This is a genomic window from Duganella sp. Root1480D1 (genome assembly GCF_001427305.1).
Lineage (GTDB): Bacteria > Pseudomonadota > Gammaproteobacteria > Burkholderiales > Burkholderiaceae_D > Rugamonas.
This window is the reverse complement of the sequence record NZ_LMFZ01000048.1, coordinates 39582-59185: the sequence shown is the minus strand read 5'-3', so window position 1 is coordinate 59185 and position 19604 is coordinate 39582. Positions and strand designations below refer to the sequence as shown.

The following is a 19604-nucleotide window of genomic DNA, read 5'->3' as shown; positions in this document are numbered from 1 at the left end:
CGCGCATAGAGCCAGCGATAGCCTAATTCAATAGGCCATGTTCGACCATCACATCCTGCACCAGCTCCAGCCGCAGTACCGGATTCTCCTGCGCCAGCAAAAGCTGCTTTTGTGACAGCGACAGGCGCAGCAGTTCGCACCAGCGATTCGCCACCCAGCCCGCCTCCTGCAGGCGGTACGGCGCCTGCATCGGCATCTGCCCGGCGGGGATGCCACGCTCCTGCAAGGTCTGGATCAGGATGCCAAGGCTGTCCGCCACATCCTGCTGCTCGGAAGGAACGGGAACCGTCATATCGTCCTCGATCGGCGACACGTCGGCCATCCACAAGCCATGTTTTAGCTGTTCGGCCGAAACGATGCGGAAACGTTGGCGCCCGCAGCAGCGCAACTGCATCAGGCCCGGCATGATCGCCTTCCATTCCCCGATATGCGCCATGGTGCCGACCGCGCACAGGGTTTCGTGCTGGTCCGGCTTGCGCACTTCATCGCCCTGCACCAGCGCGACGACGCCGAAATCTTCCTTATGTTCGATGCAACGCTTCACCATATCGAGATAGCGCACCTCGAAGATTTGCAACGGCAGGTACCCATCCGGATACAGCACCGTATGCAACGGGAATAAGGGGATCGCGGACATACTTCATCATCGCACGTTTCGATAGACAATGCCGCCTTTCATCACAAAGGCAACATGGTACAAGGCCGTAATATCAGCCGTCGGATCGCCCTCCACCGCCACCAGGTCGGCCAGGTAGCCCGGCTTGATCTGGCCCAGTGAGCCGGCCCGGTCAAGCACCGCGGCATTGACCACGGTCGCCGCCCGCAGCGCCTCGGTTGGCGTCATGCCCAGCTTGACCAGCCACTCCGCCTCGCGCGCGCTGCCGCCGTGGGCAAATACGCCGACGTCGCTGCCCAGGCCAATTGTCACTCCGGCCCTGCGCGCAAGCTGGAAAGCCTTTGCCGCAGCCTGCATCGAAGGCGTCGGCGCCCCACCCCGCACATGCTTCTGGAAATACTCGCTGGTCGCTTCCGGCGCGGCCAGGGTGGGGAAATAGGCAACTTTGCGTTCGGCCATCAGCTTGAAGGTGGCTTCGCTGCCGCCATAGCCATGTTCAATGGTGTCCACGCCCGCCAGGACCGCGCGGCGCATTCCTTCATCGGTCGCCGCGTGGGCCGATACGCGCCGCCCGGAGCCGTGGGCGGTCGTCACCAGGGCATCAAGCTCCTGCTGGCTGAAGGTGGCGTGTGCCGAGCCATCCGGGCCGGTGCGGTAATCGGCGTACACCTTGATCCAGTCGGCGCCACGTGCCGACTGTTCGCGCACCGCCTTGACCACTTCGTCGACGCCGGTCACTTCCTGGGCGCCGACTGGCAGCGCCATGTCCGGCCGGTAGGACCTGGCATTCGGGCCGTAGCTGCTGCTGGCCACAATCGCCAGCGTCGCCACGAACAGGCGCGGGCCGGGCAAGACGCCCTCCTCGATCGCCCGCTTGACCGAAACGTCGGCATAGCCAGCGCCTTCCGAACCCAGGTCGCGCAAGGTGGTAAAGCCCGATTGGAGCTGCGCCTGCACATGGCGCGCAGCCAGCAGCACGCGGTAGGCTTCCGGCTCCTTCAGCACCTGGTCGTCCCAGCTCGTTTCGTTATACGGATGCAGCAGAACATGCGAATGCAGGTCCATCAGGCCGGGCAGCAGCGTTTTGCCCGGCAAGGCCACGCGCTCGGCGTCAGCCGGAACCGTGACGCCGGCCGTCGGGCCGGCAGCGGCCACCTTGCCATCTGACACCAGTACCGACCAGCCAGCGTGGGCTGCTCCTTCGCCCGTCCAGACGCGCTCAGGCGTCAGGAGCACCGGCCTGGCCGCCAGCACGGATGAGGCAAAGGAAAGCAGAAAAGCCGCCAGCAGCGGCCGCAAAGCTAAGCTCGACATATTCTCGCCGTATAAAAAGAAAAAGGGCGGATATTAATCCGCCCCTCTCGCCGTGATCGGCTTATTTAATCAGGAAGTCTTCCTTCTTCTTGCCTTCCAGCCATTTCGGCGCCCGGCCACGGCCGGTCCATTGGGACCCCGATACCGGGTCCTGGTATTTCATTGGCACGCGGGCACGCGGCTTGACCGGCTTATTGCTCTTGGCCGCTGGACCGAGATCAGCCAGCGTCACGTCGTGTTCACGCATGAGCGCCCAGATCTGTTCTTTGGCTTTTTGCACTTCGGCTTTGCGCGCATCTGCCGCCAGGTTTTGCAATTCAGCAATTTTCGCTTGGTATTCTTGGTAGGTTGTCATCTTTCTTTACCCTAAGTGTATGAAAAATCAAAGTGTGACAAAGTGTGAGATTTCTTTCCCGCAATGTACCATAGTTGCGATGATTTTATCTACATAATTTAACCATATTAAAAAAAAAGCGCCACACATTTGACAGGCGGCGCTTTTTATTTCATTTCTATTAAATCCCGGTATAAGACAACTATTTACTTTCAGAAGCGCATCTCCAGTTGCAGGCGTATATTACGCACGCCAAAACTAGTCTGTTCCGCGCTCAACGATCCAATATCCGTATTGTAGATAGTCTTCGATCGGTAATCCTGTTTCAGCAAATTCCAGGCGGAGAATCGCAACTGCGTCTTGCTATCCAGTTTCCAGGCCAGGTAAGCATCCAGTTGGCGCGCTACCGATGCCCAGCTATATCGATTCGATTCCACGTGGACTTCGCCATTGGTACGCAGGTTAAAACTGCTGCCCATGCTCCAGCTGCCATCCGGGGTTTTGTAATCGAGGCCGAAAATGGCTGTCAGCGGCACTTGCTGGTCCAGCGTATTGTGCGGGCCCGGCACCGAATCGACACGCGACCAGTTGCGGCTTACGCTGGCGCGCACGTCGAGCGCCGGCGCCTTGTCCATCACCGCCTTCATCGGGAATTTCAGTTCCACGTCTACGCTGCGCACATCGGCGCGGCCATTATTCGTCATCGTGGAAACCCAACGGCCGGTGTCGTCCAGGAACACGCTGCGGCGCGTGAAGTTGCTGATGCGGCGGGCCGCCGCGGCCACACTGAATAAGCCGCCCTCGCCCCAGTAAAGTTCATACGAAGCGTCGATGCCCGTCGCCAGTTCCGGCTTCAGCTTCGGGTTGCCGATCCAGTCTGGCTCGATCTGGCTGTTGTTGGTGGCGGTAAAACGGCGGCCGGACAGCGTGGACGCCTGCGGCGCCTTATAGGTACGGGTCAGGGCCGCACGCAGCTGGTCCTTGCCGTTGGGGAGCTTGTACAGGGTTTGCGCCAGCGGGCTCCATACGCTGCTGCGGTTGCTGACCGGGTCGAAGCCGGCGCCCGAGCTTTGCGTATGGATGCCCTCCCAGCGCAAGCCGGCATAGACCGACCAAACCTTGCTCACGCTCCATTCGTCCTGCACATAGGCGGCGGCGCGGCGCAGCGAAGCCTGGTAGCCCTCGTCCTTGTCGTCGCGCGCGCCGTCAGCGCTGAACAGGTCGCGCTGCTTGCGCCAGTCGTCGCGGTCCGTGTAACCAGCCTCCCAGCCTGCTGCCAGCGAGTGATCGGCCCCGATCGGCGTCGAATATTTGCCGGTACTACTGATGCCCCATTCGCGCACGCCGCTGAAAACGTCGTGCTGAAGGTTGGGCGCGCCTTCGTGCGCATCGGACTCGAACCACTTGCCGTTGGTACGCATGCGGTGGCCGCCAATCTTGGCATCCAGCTTGGCGCCCTCGCCGAACTTGTGCACCCAATTCAGGTCAGTGCGCCCGAACAGGTTCTTGTTTTCATTCTTGATATGCACGGCATCGAAGAATGGCGCCTGGCCCACGTCAACCTCGTAGCCGCGGTCAATCGCGCTTTTGAAGACATTGCGGTTGATGAAGGACTGTGAAGTCAGCGTATCGCCATTCTCCAGGTTCCAGTTCAGGCGCGGCGACAACTCCAGGCCGCGCGCATGGCCGCGGTCATGCGTCAGCATGCGGCGGTCCAGCAGCGGCTTGCCGGTCAGGTCGATTAGTTCTTCGTCGTTAAGGCCGTTGCGGTCGAATTCGTAGCGGCCGCCGCCCAGGTTGACCGAATAGGAGAAATTGCCGTCCTTATCCGACAGGATCAGGTTGCCGTTCGGGTTGGTCGCCTCCTTGCTGTGGCTCACGCCGAACTTCAGCTCGCGTTGCGCCGTCTTGACGGCCTTCTTCAACACGATATTGATCGTGCCGGCAATCGACTGGGTGCTGAACTCCGCGCTGGCGGCGCGAATCACTTCGATGCGTTCGATGCTGTCGGGCGCCAGCGTCTCGATATTGAAGCCCGTCGGCACGCGTTCGCCATTCAACAGGATTTGCGTGTAGCCGCTGCCCAGACCGCGCATGCGGATATCGCGGCCGCCGGCGCCGACCGACACGCCCGGCACGCGCTTCAGCGCATCGCCGATCGAAGTGTCGCCATAGCGCTTCAATTCGTCGCTGCTGACGATGATCTTGCTGGCGGTGTCGTCCTTGCGGGGGTTATAGGCTTCGGCCGCGCCCTTGATTTCGACTTTCTGGACGGGTTCCTGCTTCTGTTCCTCGGCCATGGCCTGGGTCGCGGCGAGGATGGCGGTTGCGGCAAGTGTCAGGCGAATCATTATTGCAAAAAATGAAAATAATTCTTGGCCGCAACTGTACCCTATGGTGCAAACGGTAGCAAGGATATAATTCGGGATCTTCAATCTTTGGAATGCCAACCGTGTCCCGACTTGCCGTATTGCCGCAATACCTGCTCCCGAAAAGCGCCTTGACCAACTTCGCTGGCCGCGTGGCGGGTGCCAAGGCGGGCGACAAGACGACCCGCCTGATCCGCTGGTTCGTGACCAAGTACGATGTCAACATGGACGAGGCGGCCAACTCGGACATCGCCAGCTACCAAAGCTTCAACGAATTCTTCACCCGCGCGCTGAAGCCGGGTGCCCGCCCGCTGGCCAAGGCCGACTTCGTCTGCCCGGTCGATGGCCGCATTTCCCAGTTCGGCGCGATTGAGGGCGACCAGATCTTCCAGGCCAAGGGCCACAAATTCAGCACCACTGCCCTGGTCGGCGGCGACGCGTCGCTCGCCAAACACTTTGAACACGGCAGCTTCGCCAACCTGTACCTGAGCCCACGCGACTACCACCGCATCCACATGCCATGCAATGCCAGCTTGAAGCGTATGATTTATGTGCCAGGCGAGCTGTTCTCCGTCAACCCGACCACCGCCCGCGGCGTGCCGGGTCTGTTCGCACGCAACGAGCGCGTGGTGTGCGAGTTCGATACCGCCTTCGGCCCATTCGTGCTGGTACTGGTGGGCGCGACCATCGTCGGCAGCATGGCCACCACATGGCACGGCGTCGTCAATCCGCCCCGCCTGCAGAAGGTGACCGAATGGACTTATAAGAAGAACGAGTATGTGTTCAAGAAAGGCGAAGAAATGGGTCGCTTCCTTCTCGGCTCCACCGTCGTCATGCTGTTCCCGAAAGATACGCTGCACTTCAACGATCAATGGCGACCGGCCGGCCCGGTTCGCCTGGGTGAGATGATGGCCAACCGGAAGTAAGCGGTATGGCGCTTGATGCGCCGCAAATATGCTTCGCCTCTCTTTGGTCTAAACTGGCAGTGGGAGGCGTCATGAATATTGTTGCCAAAACCGAAGTCGAAGAGGACGCACTGAGGGCCATCACAGCTTCCGATGACATACTCGGAGGCCAGCCGGTGTTTCGAGGAACCAGAACACCCATCGATGCAGTCCTGGGCTTCTTCGACAGCGGAATGAGCTTTAATCAGGTTAAGGAATCCTTCCCCTTCATCACTGAAGAACTCGTTGCTGCGGCCAGAATATACGCACAACTTCATCCCTGGACTCCTAGCCGGAGCCTAGGTGAATTGAACCCGGGCTGGAAGCTGATCCGCAGGACCATAGTCCCTTTCAAAGGGCAATGAGCTTTCGCTTCTTCATCGATGAATGCCTGTCGCCGCATCTGGTGGTAACTGCCATTAACGCTGGGCACGAAGCAACCTGTGCACGAGACTGCGGTCTACTGGGAATGCCGGATTGGCGCTTGCTGCCCAAGCTATTAACCGATGGCTATGTGTTAGTGACGCGCAATGCAAGAGACTTTCGCGGGCACGGATTCCAAAATCCTGGTGGCCTGTACGCGAAGCTCGACATCCATCCCGGGCTCATTTGCCTCAACTCGTATCGCCAGCTTGGCATCGCCGATGAAGAACGGCTGTTCCTTTGCGCATTGGACCATCTTGCCCCTCTCCCCGACTTCATTAACCGCGCGCTTGAAGTAACTCAGTGCGAAGGCGGCGATCTCGTTGTGGACGTTTACGAAATCGCGTTTAGTCCCATACCTTTGTGACGAGAGTCATGCCCGCGGCCAAAATCTCGCGCGGGCGTGCTCGACGCAAGTAGCTGGCGTAAGCGTGCTCACGCTGCGACAGTTCTTCGATGAGCTCCAGGAGTTCTTATCGGCACTTCAGGCGCCCACCCGTGAATAGCGCCCCATCATCACAGGCAGCCAGCTGGCGCCCGAGTCGAACGAACTTTCCAGGATCAGCTCATATGAAGCCGGTCCAATGGAAACGTAGGTATGGCGCGTCTGCCCGCGCGGCGAGCTGCGCACGAATCGCAGTGCACGCCCATCCCACTCCCCTGGCGCCGGTGCGGCGGGGACGAATCCCATGCTGTCGAACCAATGCAGGCTCAAGGCGGAGGTTTGCTGGTCGAACGCGATCACGGCATGCGCATGGAACCACGGCTTGCCATCGCGTTGCGCACTGTAATCCTGAATCAGCACGCGCCCGCCGAGGTCGAGCCGCGCAGTGACCGAGGCGATAGCCACGCCCCCTTCGCCCCATTTGGAAGCTGCGATTTCCTCCTCGCCGGTCCAGGAACCGGCAAAGAGTTCCAGATAGCTGCATGCATCGTTCATGTTTGAATCCGTCCCCCGGAAAATGTGCAACGCGAGTATGACATTCACCCCGGCAGCGGGCAAGAACGGCCAGAGTGTGACAAACCGCGTATTTTCCGGCCAGCACCTTGTGGCAAGATCGCACTCAGTCTTATCGCGCCATCGGCAAAAGCGAGTCAACCGTCGCCTTGCCCACAATATTTTCCGCTGGCTTATACCGAGGACCCATAGACAATGACGGTGAAGAGCTTCAGGTTTGGCGAATGGCAGGTCGATCCTGCTTCGAACTCCATTGAGAACGGGGTAGAGACGCGGCAGCTGGAGCCGCGCGTGATGGACGTCCTGCTCTTCCTGTGCCAGCGACAGGGCGAAGTCCTGTCGGCGCAGCAGCTGCTGCACGAATGCTGGGGCTCGACCGCCTTCGGCGATAACCCGATCCACAAAGCCATCGCCCAACTGCGCAAGGCCTTCAGCGATTCCAGCGCTACGCCGCGCTATATAGAAACCATTCACAAACGCGGCTACCGGACCGTGGCCCAGGTGGTCCGCGACTATGAAGGCGTCGCCGGGGAATGGCTGCACGCCTCGCCATTCCGCGGCCTGCAAGCCTTTGACGAACGGCACGCCGCCATCTTCTTCGGCCGCAAGGCAGCGATCAGGCAGCTGGCCGATGGCTTGCATGAGCAGGCCGGCAAGGGCTGCGCCATGTTGCTGGTGCTCGGCGCCTCGGGGTCGGGCAAGACATCCCTTATCCGCGCCGGAGTCCTGCCCCAGCTCGAGCGCGATTGCGCGCTGTGCCTCGACCTGGCCGACATGGGCGACGGTGGCCTGTTGCTGGCCCTCGGCAGTGTGCTGCTCGATGCCGAAGCCGGCCAGGGCCTGCCGTTCGAGCGCGACAGCGCAGCCAGCCTCGCCAGCCGCCTGCGCGACGATACGGCCGGCATGGTGGCCCAATTGCAGGAGCGCCTGGCCGGGCACAAGCTGGCACTTTTCGTCGACAGCCTCGAAGTCATCTTCCGCCTGCCGCCGGAAGACGAGGCAGAGCGCATGGCCTTCCTCGCAACCCTTGAACAACTGGCGCAGTCCGGCTTCGTCGACGTGCTGCTCGCCTGCCGCAACGATTTCTACCCGCATTTATCGAACTATCCGCCACTCAAGCACCTGAAGCAGCGCGGCGGCCATATTGACCTCGATCCGCCCGATCTGGCGGAGATCGCGCAGATCATCCGCCAGCCCGCACTGGCCGCCAACCTGCACTTCGCCTCCGATCCGGACAGCGGGCTCGGCCTGGACGAAGTCTTATGCGCCGAAGCCCAGTCGCGCTCGGACATGCTGCCGCTGTTGCAGTACTGCCTGGAACAGTTGTACCAGCAACGCGGCCCGGACGGCGAATTGAGCTTCGCCGTGTTCCGCACGCTGGGTGGCATCGAGGGGGCGATCGGCGCACGCGCGGAACAGGTGACGCAGGCACTGGACGAGGCCCAGGTTGCCGCCCTGCCCGGCATGCTGGCGCAACTGGTCTGCATTTCCGAAGACGACCTGCCGGTGACCTCGCGCCGCCTGCCTTGGGCGACGCTGGCCGATGCCGCCAGCCAGGCGCTGGCCAAGGCCATGGTCGAGGCCCGCCTGTTCGTCAGCGACCTGACCGCCGGTGTACCGACATTTGGCATCGCGCACGACGCCCTGCTGCGGCGCTGGCCGCGCGCCGTTGCCTGGATCGAAAACCACCGCCACGCCCTGCAACTGCGCACGCGCATCAGCCTGCAGGCGGCGCGCTGGCAGTCGAGCAGCCGCAGCCGCGACTTCCTGCTGCCGCGCGGCACCCAGGTGAACCAGGCACGCGACCTGCTGCAAACGCCGGGATTCCAGCTCAGCGCGCTGGACCGGGACTATATCCATGCATCGCTGCGGCGCGCGCAACGCGATGAGCGGCGCCGTGCCGCGCTGCTGGCCATGGTGGCGGCGCTGGCACTACTGGCCAGTGTGCTCGGCCTGTGGGCGCAGGCCTCGCAGAAGGCGTCCGAGCAGCACCGCATCGAAGCCGAGGAATTGATGGGCTTCATGCTGGGCGACTTCACCGACAAGCTGCGCCCTATCGGCCGGCTCGACCTGCTCGACAGTGTCAGCAATCGCGCCCTGTCTTACCTGTCCACGGCGCATCCGAAAGATGACGATAACGCCCTGGTGCAGCGAGCCAAGGCGCTGCAGGTCATTGCCGAGATCAAGGTGGCGCGGGCCGACCCGGCCGGCGCTGCCAAGGCCTTGCTGGCGGCGCGCCAGATCCTGTATTCGCGCTGGGACGAAAAGGCTGCGCCGGACAAGTCCCTGCTCAAGTCGCTCGGCGCCAACGCCTTCTGGCTGGGCCAGATCGACCTCGACCAGCGCAACTGGCCGGCTGCCGAACGCTACTTCAGCGAATACCTCGACTTCAGCAACCGCTTGGCGGCCGCCGATCCAAGCGATATCGACGGCTGGATCGAGCAGTCCTATGCCCATAGCAACCTGGGCACCGTGGCCCTGCGGCGTGGCGCTACCCGTCATGCGGCGGACGAATTCGCAGCATCGATTGCCCTGAAGAGCCGCGCCCTGGCGCGCAATCCCGGCCGGCAGGATTTGCAGATGGACCTGGCCAACAGCCTGTCCTGGCTGGCCAGCGCATGCGCCAAGCTCGGCCTGGTGCAGGAAGCCATGACGCTCTACCAGCGCGAAGCCGAGCTCACCCTCGCCCTGCACCAGGCAGTGCCCGCCAATGCGCAGTGGACGCAGCGCTACGCCTTCGCGCTTTGGCACCAGGCCAGCCTGCTTGCCGAACGCGGCGATACCGCTGCCGCCCGCGACAGTTACACCACCGCCGAGTCGCTGCTGCAGGCGGTAACCAGGCAAGACCCGAGCAACCGCAGCTGGCAGTCTGCGCTCTACACCGTGCAACTGGAGCAGATCAAGATCGGGCAGGCGCCACCCGCCGCACGCATTGCAGCCCTGCAAGCGCTGGAAGCGAAGCTGGCGGAGCTGGTCCGGCTGGAGCCCAAGAAATGGAACCTTCAGCGCCTGGTCGCCCTGACTGCCGAGCAACGCGCCAAGCTCTACTGGTCGCTGCAGCAGCGCGACGAAGCCAACCGGCAGCTGGCGGCAGCCACAGCAGCCCTCGAACACTTGCACGAAGTGGCGCCAACGGATGCACTTGTGCGCGATTCGCTGGCCAGCACCCTGCTGCTGCGCGCCGAGTTCAAGCGTAGCGAACAGGATAGCGCCACGGCCCGCAACACCTGCCAGCAGGCTGCCGGCCTGCTGAAGCCCGACCTTGGCGCTGAAACGGAATTCCGCCAGTTGTCCCAATGGGCGCGTGCTGCGCATTGCGCCGGCGATGAGGTCGCAGCCAGCATGGCAGAAGCACAACTGAACAAAATGCAGCACCAGCAAGTCCGCTATGTCCCAGCCTTGGCCCTTAACTTCAATCAAAAGGAAGCGCAATGAGTTTCTACGACCAGCAACCGTATATTCCCCTGGCATCTTTTAAGAACATCGTCGTCACGGTGACTGAAGACGAGACCGGCAGGCTCCTGCCCAACTGCGTCGAACTGATCAACTGCAGTGCACGGGACACCATCCTCAACTTCCAGCTCACCCAACCGAAAGACAAGCAGTGCGATTACCGTTTCGATCCGCCTGAGATCAAGGGCGACGTGTCGCAGCTTGGCACCATTACCATCAGCCGCAGCGGCAAGATGCTCACCGTTTGCAACGAAGTGTCCGAGCCGGGGTCGATCTTCATCACGCTCAAGGTCTACGACAAGATGTCGCTAGAAAAGCGCGGCTCCTTCGATCCGGAAGTGGCCAACCAGCCTGAGGGTTAAGCCCTGCAAGGCAGCGCGTATCGTGCTGCACCCCAGTCGGCCCTGTGCTTTTGGCACAGGGCTTTTTTTCGCCGAATCAGGCACTTGGCCTCCGGAAGATAAAGGGAAGAACCCGCACGCTGCTTGCGCACTAGAGTGAGGAACAGTTCAACCGACCTCATGGAGCGCATCATCAATACTAACTTGCAGCTCGCCAGAGCCTTGCCGCACTTTCCCTTGGCTTGCCCGGCCGACACGCCGGTGCCGCCGGACAGTACGACGATCCAGGCCAGTCTTGGCTGGATATTGAACAACGATATGTTCCGCAAAGCACCGCGTTTAAGCAGACTGCTGCGCTTTCTGGTCGAACGTTGGCAGGCCGGGGCCGAACGCGACACCACCGAGTACGGCATCGGCATCGAAGTCTTCGACCGTGACCCTGCTTGCTACAGTACTGGAGAAGATCCCATTGTGCGAGTCCAGGTCGGCCGTTTGCGCGAAAAGCTGCGGGCCTACTATGCAGGGCCGGGCCGCCAGGACGGCATCGTAATCTCCATCCCGATCCGCAGCTACATGCCGGTGATCCGCCGCCGCAGCGGCGATTCGCAGGAGCAGCATGCCAGCTACATGCTGGCGGTCCATGAGCTACGCAACGCCAGCGCACCAGCCGCCGGCATGCCGTTCGCGCAAGGCCTGAGCGAAGAACTGAGCCACCACCTGTTCCGTGCCTTCGGCGACCACGTGCTGTTCCACATCGCGCAGGGCGAACCGGACGGCGCCGATTACCGGCTGGAAGGCAGCGTGCGCATCGATGAGCAACTGGTGCGTGCCGCGGTACGCCTGACCAGCACCCAGTCCGGCGCCATCGTCTGGTCCGAACAACTGGACCGCCATGGCTCGCCCGGCATCGCCATGCAGGAAGACCTGGCCTGCACCATCTGCAGCGCACTAAAGGAGTTCTTCGCGTCCTGATCGGCGCCTGTTACGTATCGATACGTGCGCTGTAACGGTCACGATACTTACCAGGGCCGAAAGCGGGCAGTACATTCGACTAACCCGCCCTGACGATCTTTTTCCACGGAGCTGAACATGCCTGATACAAGCTTCACCATCTGCCTCTCCGGCACCGCCTGCACCCGCGACGAAGGCGAGCGCTCGCGTGACAAAAGCGACCGCCGCATCTACTGTCCGCAAACCGGCTACATCCCGGTGCGCATCCACCTGGAGCTGTCCGGCACGCTGGAGGCAGTCCAGCCCAGCATCACGGTGCGCGGCGTGGGGGAAAACGACTGGGCCGAGCCACGCGACAGCAGCGAACCTCTCATGCTGAAAGGCCCGCTGGACGCACCGCAAGCCCTGCTCGACTACGCCAGGAAATACTCGGGCGGCGACCAGCGCTCGCTGCCCTCCTCCGTCATCGGCTGGGCTGCTGCCGCGCTGGCACTGCACACTGCCAACCTGGCGCTGGCCAGCGGCGCGCGCAATATCAACCTGGTCGGGCACAGCCGCGGCGCGGTGGAAGCCATCATGGCGGCATGGTTCATCTATGCCTACGGCTCGCGCGACATCACCATCAATATCTTTGCCATCGACCCCGTGCCGGGCACCGGCGAGTGGTATGGCATCCTGACCCAGCTGGCGCCCAATGTGCGCAACTACGTCGGCATCTATAGCTGGGACATGGGAATCCAGCCGGGCGACAAGCCGTTCATGGCCGTGATTCCGCGTCCGAACCGGAAAATGCTGGGCCTGTCCGATGGCAAGGAGACGATCGAGCTCGGCGGCACCTGGGACACCCTCGCCGACCATTACCAGCAGGCCGACCCGCTGCAGGCGGGCGATGCGCTGCAGCCGCAGGGCTACGCGCTGTTTGCCTGCCGCGGCCGGCACAGCACGGTTGCCGGCAACAGCACCTCCAACAGCGGCTACCAGCCCGAGGACGTGAGCGGCTTCGTCGCGCCGGTCCCCAAGCTGGTATACAAGCTGGCGCGGGCCTACCTGACCCAGTGGGGCATCAGTTTCCCGGTCCATTCGGCCGTCAGCGAGAGCCTGCCCGAGCTGCGCCGCAGCATCCACACCGACCCGGCGCAGTTCGATGCCATGGGCGGCGGCGCCACCCGCACCAGCAGCCTGCCTTATCGCCCTTATGTACGCCGGATTTCGTCGATCTCGGGCCGCAACCCCTTCAACAGCTATTACATGGACAACGTGGTGGGCGATCCGCCTTACCGGCTGGCCTATCCCGTCACCAGCGAGCGCAACGAAACCGGCCGCGTGGCGTGGACGTTCCTGTAGACCTCACAAGGGAGACGCAACCATGAGCCAGATCGACAATGTGCAGCAGAACCTTGGCAGCTACTTCAGCCAGCTCGGCGGGCCTAACTACCTGAGGATCCTCGACACGCCCCACGTCTGGGGCATGCAGTTCGGCAAAGAGATCATGCCGCAGGCCCTGGTGCGCCAGGCGGAATTCGAGCGGGCAGTCGTCGAGGTCATGCAAAAGGCGCGCTACCGCTGCGACCTGTCTTCCCTGAACAGCCCCGACCCGGCCTGGGTGCGCGCCATCCTTGGCGCCATCGACACCGCCCTCAGCACGCCGATGGATCGCAGCGCACCGACCCAGTTCCGCTTCCTGTTCGGGCAGACGCCGGTGTCGCCGTTCATGGAACCGGCCAATTACACCGACTTCAAGGCAGCCCTGGTGCGCCTGGTGCGGCTGCGCTCGGCCTCCTGGGAACGCATGCCGGAAATCTGGATGGGCCGCTTCTACCGCCTGCAGGAAGGCGTGCTGTCGGCGCTGACGCAAAAGCTGTTCAGCGACAGCATCATCTCCACCGACGATACCAAGATGACCTGGAACCACTCCAAGATCATCGCCGTCGATGGCTGCGAAGCCTTGGTGGGCGGGCACAATCTGAACATGGACCTGTTCCGCAGCTATCCGCCGGTGCATGACCTGTCGTGCGTGGTGCATGGCGCGGCGGCCTATGGTTCGCAACTGTTCCTGGACCGGATGTGGGATTGCGGTACCGACCTGCTGACCAAGGAATACCTGGATACCGCCAGCCTGTCCTGGAAAAACGGCGACAAGGACCGCAGCAAGCCAGCCGACCCGCTGCGCGAAGCGACTGCCGCCGCCTACCTGCAGCAACGGCAGGCCGCGCTGATTGCCTTGCACCGCTCCGGCGTCCAGCCTGGCGCAGATGAAACAGCCTCAACACCACCTGCTGCCGGCACGCGCGACACGCGCTCGGACGACCTGCAGACATTGAGCGACCTGGCGGTCGAGGTCTTCCCGCTGCGCGTGGTGTACACCAGGTACGACGGCTTTGACGAGTACCAGCTCGCCAGCCGCATGCTGTCCGTCGGCAAATACTGGAGCGGCCCCAAGGAAAGCGATTACCAGAAGGGCTCTGAAGTAATGAAGGAAACCCTGATCAAGCAGGCCAAAGAAAAAATCTGCATGTCGCAGATGGACCTGGTCAGCGCATGGAAAAAGAACTGGTCCGATCATGTGGTCTGCCAATGGCTGATGGAAGCGTTGCTGGCCAACCCCAAACTCACTGTCGACGTCGTCGTCTCACCGCTGGACGCCGGCGCTGGCGCCGAGGGCGACCAATACTCCTTCGGCTCGGGTGCCATCCGTACCTTCGAATTGATCAAGTACTACATGACCCATGACGCCGCCACCGATGCCCCGCTCGGCGACAGCGATGGCAAGCGGGCCGAGGCGCTCAAGCGCCTTTGCGTCGCCCCGTTCTACTTTACCGACCAGGTACCGGCGTCCAGTACCGGCGAAGGCCTCACGTATAAGTGGCCCGACCTGTCGCCCGAGGGCTACACCGCTACCCTGAAGCAGCCGCCGCTATCGGAAAAGCCGCCCAGGGAAGGCGTGATCGGCAGTGCTGCCATGTCCCTCATCAAGGCCAGCGGCTCGGTCTTCAGGAAAGTGCCATCGGCGCCAGGCAACCACTCCAAGCTGATGATCATCGACGACCAGGCCTATGTCATCGGCTCGGACAATCTCTACCCTGGTTCACTCTCCGAATTCAATTACCTGGTCGAGGGACCGGACGCCGTCAACGCATTGATCGAAAGCTACTGGAAACCGCTCTGGAAATATTCCAGCCCACATGGATTCAGCGGCTGATGCACACACCCTGCCAACGCCACCCACTTACCACACTGGAGAAATAACATGAGCAGCTCTTTTGAAGGTTCACAGGCGTTCAACCGGATTTCCAATGCATTTGAAAACGTGATCCCCAACTCGGGATCGCTGATGCTCAACATCCCGCTGGTCACCCAAGTCGGCAAGCTTGATGGCATTGGCCTGTCGATCCAGCTCTCCTACTCGATGGGAACGCCGGGCCGGCTCGGCTTGCCGGACAACTGGAGTTTCGGCATCCCCTTCCTGACCCCGGGCGAAGCGCTGGAAGTCAACGGCATGCGCTATATCATCGATCCCAACTGGACCGACGCCACCGGCTATGCTTCCGGCCTCAAGTACGAGAACAATCACGGCTTCGCCTTCACCAACAATATTTCCGGCCAGCCCCTGCCTTATGGACAGTCCGGCGCCAGCTACCAGTTCTCGTTCTCCGGCACCGACGGCTCCTGCCACTATTTCGACAGCACCGGCAAGCTGCTGATGCGGGCCGACCGCTACGGCAATTTCATCTATTACGCATACACCAGCAACAACCTGCTGGACACCATCACCGACAGCTTCGGCCAGCAGACCAGCTTTGGCTACAACCCGAACCAGATCATCATTACCTGCCCGGATGGCGGCACCACCACACTGAATTACACCAGCAGCGGGATCAGCAGCCTGGTCGACCCGCTCGGCCATGTCACCAGCTTCACGACAGTCGCGCAAGGCGACTTCAACGTCATCAGCTCGATCGCCTACCCGTCTGGCAAGACCACCAATTTCAGCTACACCAGCATCCAGTTCCTCGATACGAATAACGGGAGCTATTCGATCCCCGCCATCTCCGACCTGTACTACATGGACCAGGGTAACAATCTGCTGTCGCACTACCAGTATGCCTATGGCACTAATAGCGGCGGCAATACCTTCACCGGCTACCAGGCCGGCTATGCACTGTCCAGCACTTCCGACGGCCTGCTCGACAGTAACAACACCCTGTACCAATACAATGTCGAAGTGCGCAGCATGGACGCCGCCAGCAATATCCTGGCACTGACCGATACGCTGTACAGCTTCTCGCACGTGCCGGTCCAGCAAAACACCTACATCATCGACGCCAGCGGCAACCAGCAAGGCTTCCTGCAACTGAACTCGGTCTATGACCTGACCCCGGACAAGCACAGCCAGCAACCGAACTACCTGAGCCCGAAGCAGACCGAGCAGTTGTTCTTTGCCAGCCCTTCCGCGAACGGCGTACCGCAGAACAAGTGCGCCTACCAGTATGACTACTTCGGCAATACCACGTCGATCCAGTCGAGTTCGTACAAGCCGGCCAGCGAAGCCTATTCCATGGACACGCAGCAGTCGGCGTCCTACTACACTGCGTCGGGCATGACCATCTTCAGCCTGGCGAATACCACTACCATGCAGGACTGCATCACCAACCAGGTGATCAAGACCGTCAACTCGCTGACGGCAAACCGGCTGGCCGTTGCCTCGGCCACCGTCAGCTACAGTAACGACGGCGGCAGCACCTGGAACGACTGGAAAGCGCGGAACATGGCGTATGACACCTTTGGCCGTGAAGTATCCGAAACGCTGCAATGGGTCAGGAAGAACGCCCCTGGGGTACAGCAAAGCACGACCCAGTACGCCTATGCCTTCGACGCAGCCAACTTTGCCGTCACCACAACGATTACCGATGCCCTTGGTTTTGTCAGCAAGCACACGGTCAGCACCATGGTCGGGAAAAAGCTGGCCGACATCCAGCCTTCCGGCGCAACGACAAGCTACAGCTACGACAGGCTTGGACGCCTGATCAGCGCAGTGACGCCGTCCGGCCTGCAGACCAGCTACGCCTACAAGATCGCCACGGTGGACGGCGAGAACAGCACGCTGAAGACCACGCCACTGGGCTACCAGACCAAGTCGGTCTACGACTGCCTGGGACGCGAAACGGCCAGTTACGACAATGGCACGCCGGGAAATCCCGGCGCGCTGCGCCCCTTGTCGACCAAGCGCTATGACATTCTCGGCAATGTCGTGGCAGAAACCGACGTGTTCGGCAATGTGACGACTGCCGCCTTCAATTCCCTGGGCAAGCCCACCAGTTCGGTTGACCCGCAACGGAACCAGACTACCGTGGCCTATGACTTTGCCGCCAACGCCGCCATGACCAGCCTGAATGGCGTACCGCAGAAGAAAGCGGTCTCGGATAATTGCGGCAATACCATCCTGGAAGAGAAATACCCGAACACCAAGAACCCGGACCAGGGCTCGCAGTACACGCTGCGCCGCACTTCCAGCTATGGCGGTTTCGGCTACCTGCAGACGGCGCAAGTCAGTCAGTTGGCCGGCGCCGTGGAGACGCAGCTTTTCGCCAACGCCTACCAGTACGATGCGGAAGGCCAGCAGGCCAGCGCCAAGTTCAGCGCGCCGGACGGTTCCACCCGCCTGACGCAGACCACCTACGACCTGAACAAGAAAGAGATCAGCCACAGCAACAGCGTCAGCTATCCCGACCAGCGCAACTACAGCGTCGCCAGCGACGTGTGCCAGTACGATGCCTTGGGCCAGATGACCAGGCTCACCAACAATATGGACCAGTCGGAGGCCTATGCCTACAACGGCGACGGCCAGGTGACCGCCAAGACCTTGTTCGACGGCAGCGTCATCAGCTACCAGTACACGGCTGACGGCCAGAAAGCAAAGGAGTCCTGGACCGAGGGCGGCATGCCTTGCGCCATCGCCTACGCTTATGACAAGGATGGACGCCTGCTGTCGACCAGCGACAACACGGGTGCCGTGGCCAATGCCTATACGCTGGATGGCGTGCTCACCTCGATCAGCTACCCGGACGGCAAGACGCTGGCCTATACGCTGGACCAGTACAGCCGCAAGATCGCCCAGACCGACGTCAGCGGCGCCACCACCAGCTACAGCTACACGCAGCAAAACCAGCTGGCCACCGTCAAGAACGGCCAGGATACGCTGAGCTACGGCTATTACAGCGACACCAGCAAGAACACCGTGATCGGCGCCCCGCAAAGCGTGACCCTGGCCAACAACTACACCGAGACTTACCAATACGACGCGCATGACCGCAAGAACGCCACCCAGAAAGTATCGGCCGCCGGCCAGGTCCTGCTCAACGAAAACTGCGTGCTGAATGCGCTGAACCAGATGGTGTCGAGCACCCTGGCTTCGGCGCTGAGCAGCGACGTGAGCCTGAACCAGCAGCGCAGCTGGACTTACGATGCCTTCAGCCAGCTCACCGCCGATACCGTCAAGAACAGCAGCGGCGCGGTGACCAGCGCCGACACTTACCAGTACGACGGCAACGGCAACGTTCTGAAGAAAACCTCGAACGGGGTGGCCACGGTGTACACCTACAACAGCATCGACCAGCTGCTGTCCTATACCGTCGGCAGCGGCAAGGCGCAGTCGCAGACCTTCGATACCAACGGCCGGCTGGTGGTCGATGGCGACGGCAATGGCTATCGCTACGACCTGCGCGGCAAGCTGTTGAACGTCGAAGGTGCCAGCAATACGCGCTACAGTTACTTCCCGAATGAGCTGCTGGCCACGCGCGCTTCCCAGTCTTCGACCGTCCAGATGTACTACGACAGCACGCAGCAGATGGTCAACAGCTACCAGAACGGCAGCGCCACCCAGTTCCTGCTGGTGGGTTCGAAACGGTTTGCCGCCTACAAGCAAGGCAGCGCGCCCTTCTATTACGGCACCAACCAGCGCCAGGACACCGTTCTGGGCATGGCGGCCGGCAAGCTGGTGGGCAGCGCCAGCTACCAGGCCTATGGCGAGGAAACCGATGTCAACCTGGGCCTGGACGCCAGCAACAACTTCGCCTGGAACCAGGAATACACGGATCCCGACAACAAGCTGGTGTACTTGCGGGCCCGCTACTACGACGCCAGCACCATGCGCTTCATTTCGCGCGACAACGCCCGCCTCGACAACCGCTATGGCTTCGGCAACGGCGACCCGATCAACAATATCGACCCGACCGGCAATGACGCGCTGGAGTGGGCTGCAATCGGGGTTGGCGCGGGTGCGGGCGCGGCCCTGGTCGGTGTCGGCGCCTACCTGGCGATCACCTATGGCGCGGCAGTGACAGCAGCCGTCGGCGGTGTGAGCGCCGTCGCTTCCATTGGCGCCGGTGTGCTGGCCGGGGCAGGCGCCCTGGCGCTGGGTGCCGGTGTCGGCTCGACCGGCCTGATTGCCGGCGCGGTAGCGGGCGCCTCCACCGTCTTGCTGGGCGTGGCCACCGACGCCGGCATCAGCACCGCCATCGGCGTCACGCTGGGAACCGGCCTGGGCGCCTATGCAGGCTCCGCGCTGGCAGGCACCACGGGCGCTTTGATTGGCGGGTCCTTGGGCGGCGCGATCGGCGGCTACGTTGGCACGGCGGCCGGCGAGGCCCTGGGCTATGCAGGTACGGCAGCCGCCGAGGCGCTGGGTTATGTCGGTGCGGTAGCCGGCGATGCCCTGGCCTACGTCGGCGCCACTACCGCCGCCGGCGTGGCAGCGACAGCAACCGAGGCCACGCTTGCCGCAGTGACAGCGGCGACCACCATGGCGGCCGATGCTGCCGTCGCAACGGCCGCCGCGGCAACCGGGGTGGCAGCGGCGGCGGGTGATGCGGCCTTCGGCTTGCTGGCGTTGTTGCTTCTTTGAT

The 19604-nt window shown here is 62.1% G+C and carries 14 protein-coding genes; 9 read left to right on the top strand and 5 right to left on the bottom strand.

From position 1 onward, the window contains the following. Positions 1 to 22: 22 nt before the first annotated feature. The 4 genes from ASD58_RS26700 to ASD58_RS26685 form a co-directional block, all read right to left on the bottom strand. Positions 23 to 637 carry an LON peptidase substrate-binding domain-containing protein gene (locus tag ASD58_RS26700; RefSeq protein ID WP_057264920.1) on the bottom strand — a complete coding sequence of 205 codons (615 nt, stop codon included), beginning with the start codon at positions 635 to 637 and terminating at the stop codon, positions 23 to 25. A gap of 6 nt (positions 638 to 643) precedes the next feature. Beyond that, positions 644 to 1930: an amidohydrolase family protein gene (locus ASD58_RS26695; protein WP_057264918.1), complete on the bottom strand. Its 1287-nt coding sequence runs from the start codon at positions 1928 to 1930 to the stop codon at positions 644 to 646. Positions 1931 to 1991: 61 nt separating this feature from the next. Beyond that, a complete protein-coding gene (locus ASD58_RS26690; protein WP_057264916.1) occupies positions 1992 to 2285 on the bottom strand; it encodes an H-NS family nucleoid-associated regulatory protein in 294 nt (97 codons plus the stop codon). A 191-nt stretch (positions 2286 to 2476) separates the two neighbouring features. Continuing rightward, positions 2477 to 4615: a TonB-dependent siderophore receptor gene (locus ASD58_RS26685; protein ID WP_057264914.1), complete on the bottom strand. Its 2139-nt coding sequence runs from the start codon at positions 4613 to 4615 to the stop codon at positions 2477 to 2479. Between the two features lie 92 nt (positions 4616 to 4707). Here ASD58_RS26685 and asd point away from each other — a divergent pair, with 92 nt between their 5' ends. From asd to ASD58_RS26670, 3 genes are all read left to right on the top strand, one after another. Beyond that, entirely contained in the window at positions 4708 to 5559 is an 852-nt protein-coding gene (gene asd, locus ASD58_RS26680) for an archaetidylserine decarboxylase (protein ID WP_057264912.1), read from the top strand. Between the two features lie 71 nt (positions 5560 to 5630). Further along, positions 5631 to 5942 carry a DUF433 domain-containing protein gene (locus ASD58_RS26675; protein ID WP_162253068.1) on the top strand — a complete coding sequence of 104 codons (312 nt, stop codon included), beginning with the start codon at positions 5631 to 5633 and terminating at the stop codon, positions 5940 to 5942. Then, positions 5939 to 6367: a DUF5615 family PIN-like protein gene (locus tag ASD58_RS26670; protein ID WP_057264908.1), complete on the top strand. Its 429-nt coding sequence runs from the start codon at positions 5939 to 5941 to the stop codon at positions 6365 to 6367. Before ASD58_RS26675 ends, ASD58_RS26670 begins: the two co-directional genes overlap by 4 nt. A gap of 117 nt (positions 6368 to 6484) precedes the next feature. Here ASD58_RS26670 and ASD58_RS26665 read toward each other — a convergent pair whose 3' ends face one another. Next, positions 6485 to 6940, bottom strand: a complete 456-nt coding sequence (locus tag ASD58_RS26665; protein ID WP_057264906.1) for a DUF1579 family protein — start codon at positions 6938 to 6940, stop codon at positions 6485 to 6487. Between the two features lie 213 nt (positions 6941 to 7153). On the opposite strand from ASD58_RS26665, the gene ASD58_RS26660 reads away from it, so the two are divergent. The 6 genes from ASD58_RS26660 to ASD58_RS26635 all read left to right on the top strand — a co-directional run bounded on the left by ASD58_RS26660 (position 7154) and on the right by ASD58_RS26635 (position 19603). Next, positions 7154 to 10393, top strand: a complete 3240-nt coding sequence (locus ASD58_RS26660) for a winged helix-turn-helix domain-containing protein (protein ID WP_057264904.1) — start codon at positions 7154 to 7156, stop codon at positions 10391 to 10393. After that, entirely contained in the window at positions 10390 to 10773 is a 384-nt protein-coding gene (locus tag ASD58_RS26655) for a hypothetical protein (protein WP_057264902.1), read from the top strand. The genes ASD58_RS26660 and ASD58_RS26655 overlap by 4 nt, the downstream gene beginning before the upstream one ends. Positions 10774 to 10908: 135 nt before the next feature. Then, positions 10909 to 11724, top strand: a complete 816-nt coding sequence (locus ASD58_RS26650; protein ID WP_156401510.1) for a hypothetical protein — start codon at positions 10909 to 10911, stop codon at positions 11722 to 11724. Between the two features lie 117 nt (positions 11725 to 11841). Continuing rightward, positions 11842 to 13047, top strand: coding sequence for a hypothetical protein (locus ASD58_RS26645; protein WP_057264898.1), 1206 nt, complete (start codon positions 11842 to 11844; stop codon positions 13045 to 13047). A gap of 22 nt (positions 13048 to 13069) precedes the next feature. Next, entirely contained in the window at positions 13070 to 14902 is a 1833-nt protein-coding gene (locus ASD58_RS26640; protein WP_057264896.1) for a hypothetical protein, read from the top strand. 48 nt (positions 14903 to 14950) lie between these two features. Further along, entirely contained in the window at positions 14951 to 19603 is a 4653-nt protein-coding gene (locus ASD58_RS26635; RefSeq protein WP_057264894.1) for an RHS repeat-associated core domain-containing protein, read from the top strand. Position 19604: the final 1 nt, after the last annotated feature.

Bases quoted from the DNA above. Each gene is read 5' to 3' on its own strand.
- ASD58_RS26640 (WP_057264896.1), top strand. From the start codon at position 13,070: ATGAGCCAGATCGACAATGTGCAGCAGAACCTTGGCAGCTACTTCAGC.
- ASD58_RS26700 (WP_057264920.1), bottom strand. From the start codon at position 637: ATGTCCGCGATCCCCTTATTCCCGTTGCATACGGTGCTGTATCCGGAT.
- ASD58_RS26675 (WP_162253068.1), top strand. From the start codon at position 5,631: ATGAATATTGTTGCCAAAACCGAAGTCGAAGAGGACGCACTGAGGGCC.
- ASD58_RS26670 (WP_057264908.1), top strand. From the start codon at position 5,939: ATGAGCTTTCGCTTCTTCATCGATGAATGCCTGTCGCCGCATCTGGTG.
- ASD58_RS26645 (WP_057264898.1), top strand. From the start codon at position 11,842: ATGCCTGATACAAGCTTCACCATCTGCCTCTCCGGCACCGCCTGCACC.
- ASD58_RS26665 (WP_057264906.1), bottom strand. From the start codon at position 6,940: ATGAACGATGCATGCAGCTATCTGGAACTCTTTGCCGGTTCCTGGACC.
- ASD58_RS26660 (WP_057264904.1), top strand. From the start codon at position 7,154: ATGACGGTGAAGAGCTTCAGGTTTGGCGAATGGCAGGTCGATCCTGCT.
- ASD58_RS26635 (WP_057264894.1), top strand. From the start codon at position 14,951: ATGAGCAGCTCTTTTGAAGGTTCACAGGCGTTCAACCGGATTTCCAAT.
- ASD58_RS26685 (WP_057264914.1), bottom strand. From the start codon at position 4,615: ATGATTCGCCTGACACTTGCCGCAACCGCCATCCTCGCCGCGACCCAG.
- asd (WP_057264912.1), top strand. From the start codon at position 4,708: ATGCCAACCGTGTCCCGACTTGCCGTATTGCCGCAATACCTGCTCCCG.
- ASD58_RS26655 (WP_057264902.1), top strand. From the start codon at position 10,390: ATGAGTTTCTACGACCAGCAACCGTATATTCCCCTGGCATCTTTTAAG.
- ASD58_RS26695 (WP_057264918.1), bottom strand. From the start codon at position 1,930: ATGTCGAGCTTAGCTTTGCGGCCGCTGCTGGCGGCTTTTCTGCTTTCC.
- ASD58_RS26690 (WP_057264916.1), bottom strand. From the start codon at position 2,285: ATGACAACCTACCAAGAATACCAAGCGAAAATTGCTGAATTGCAAAAC.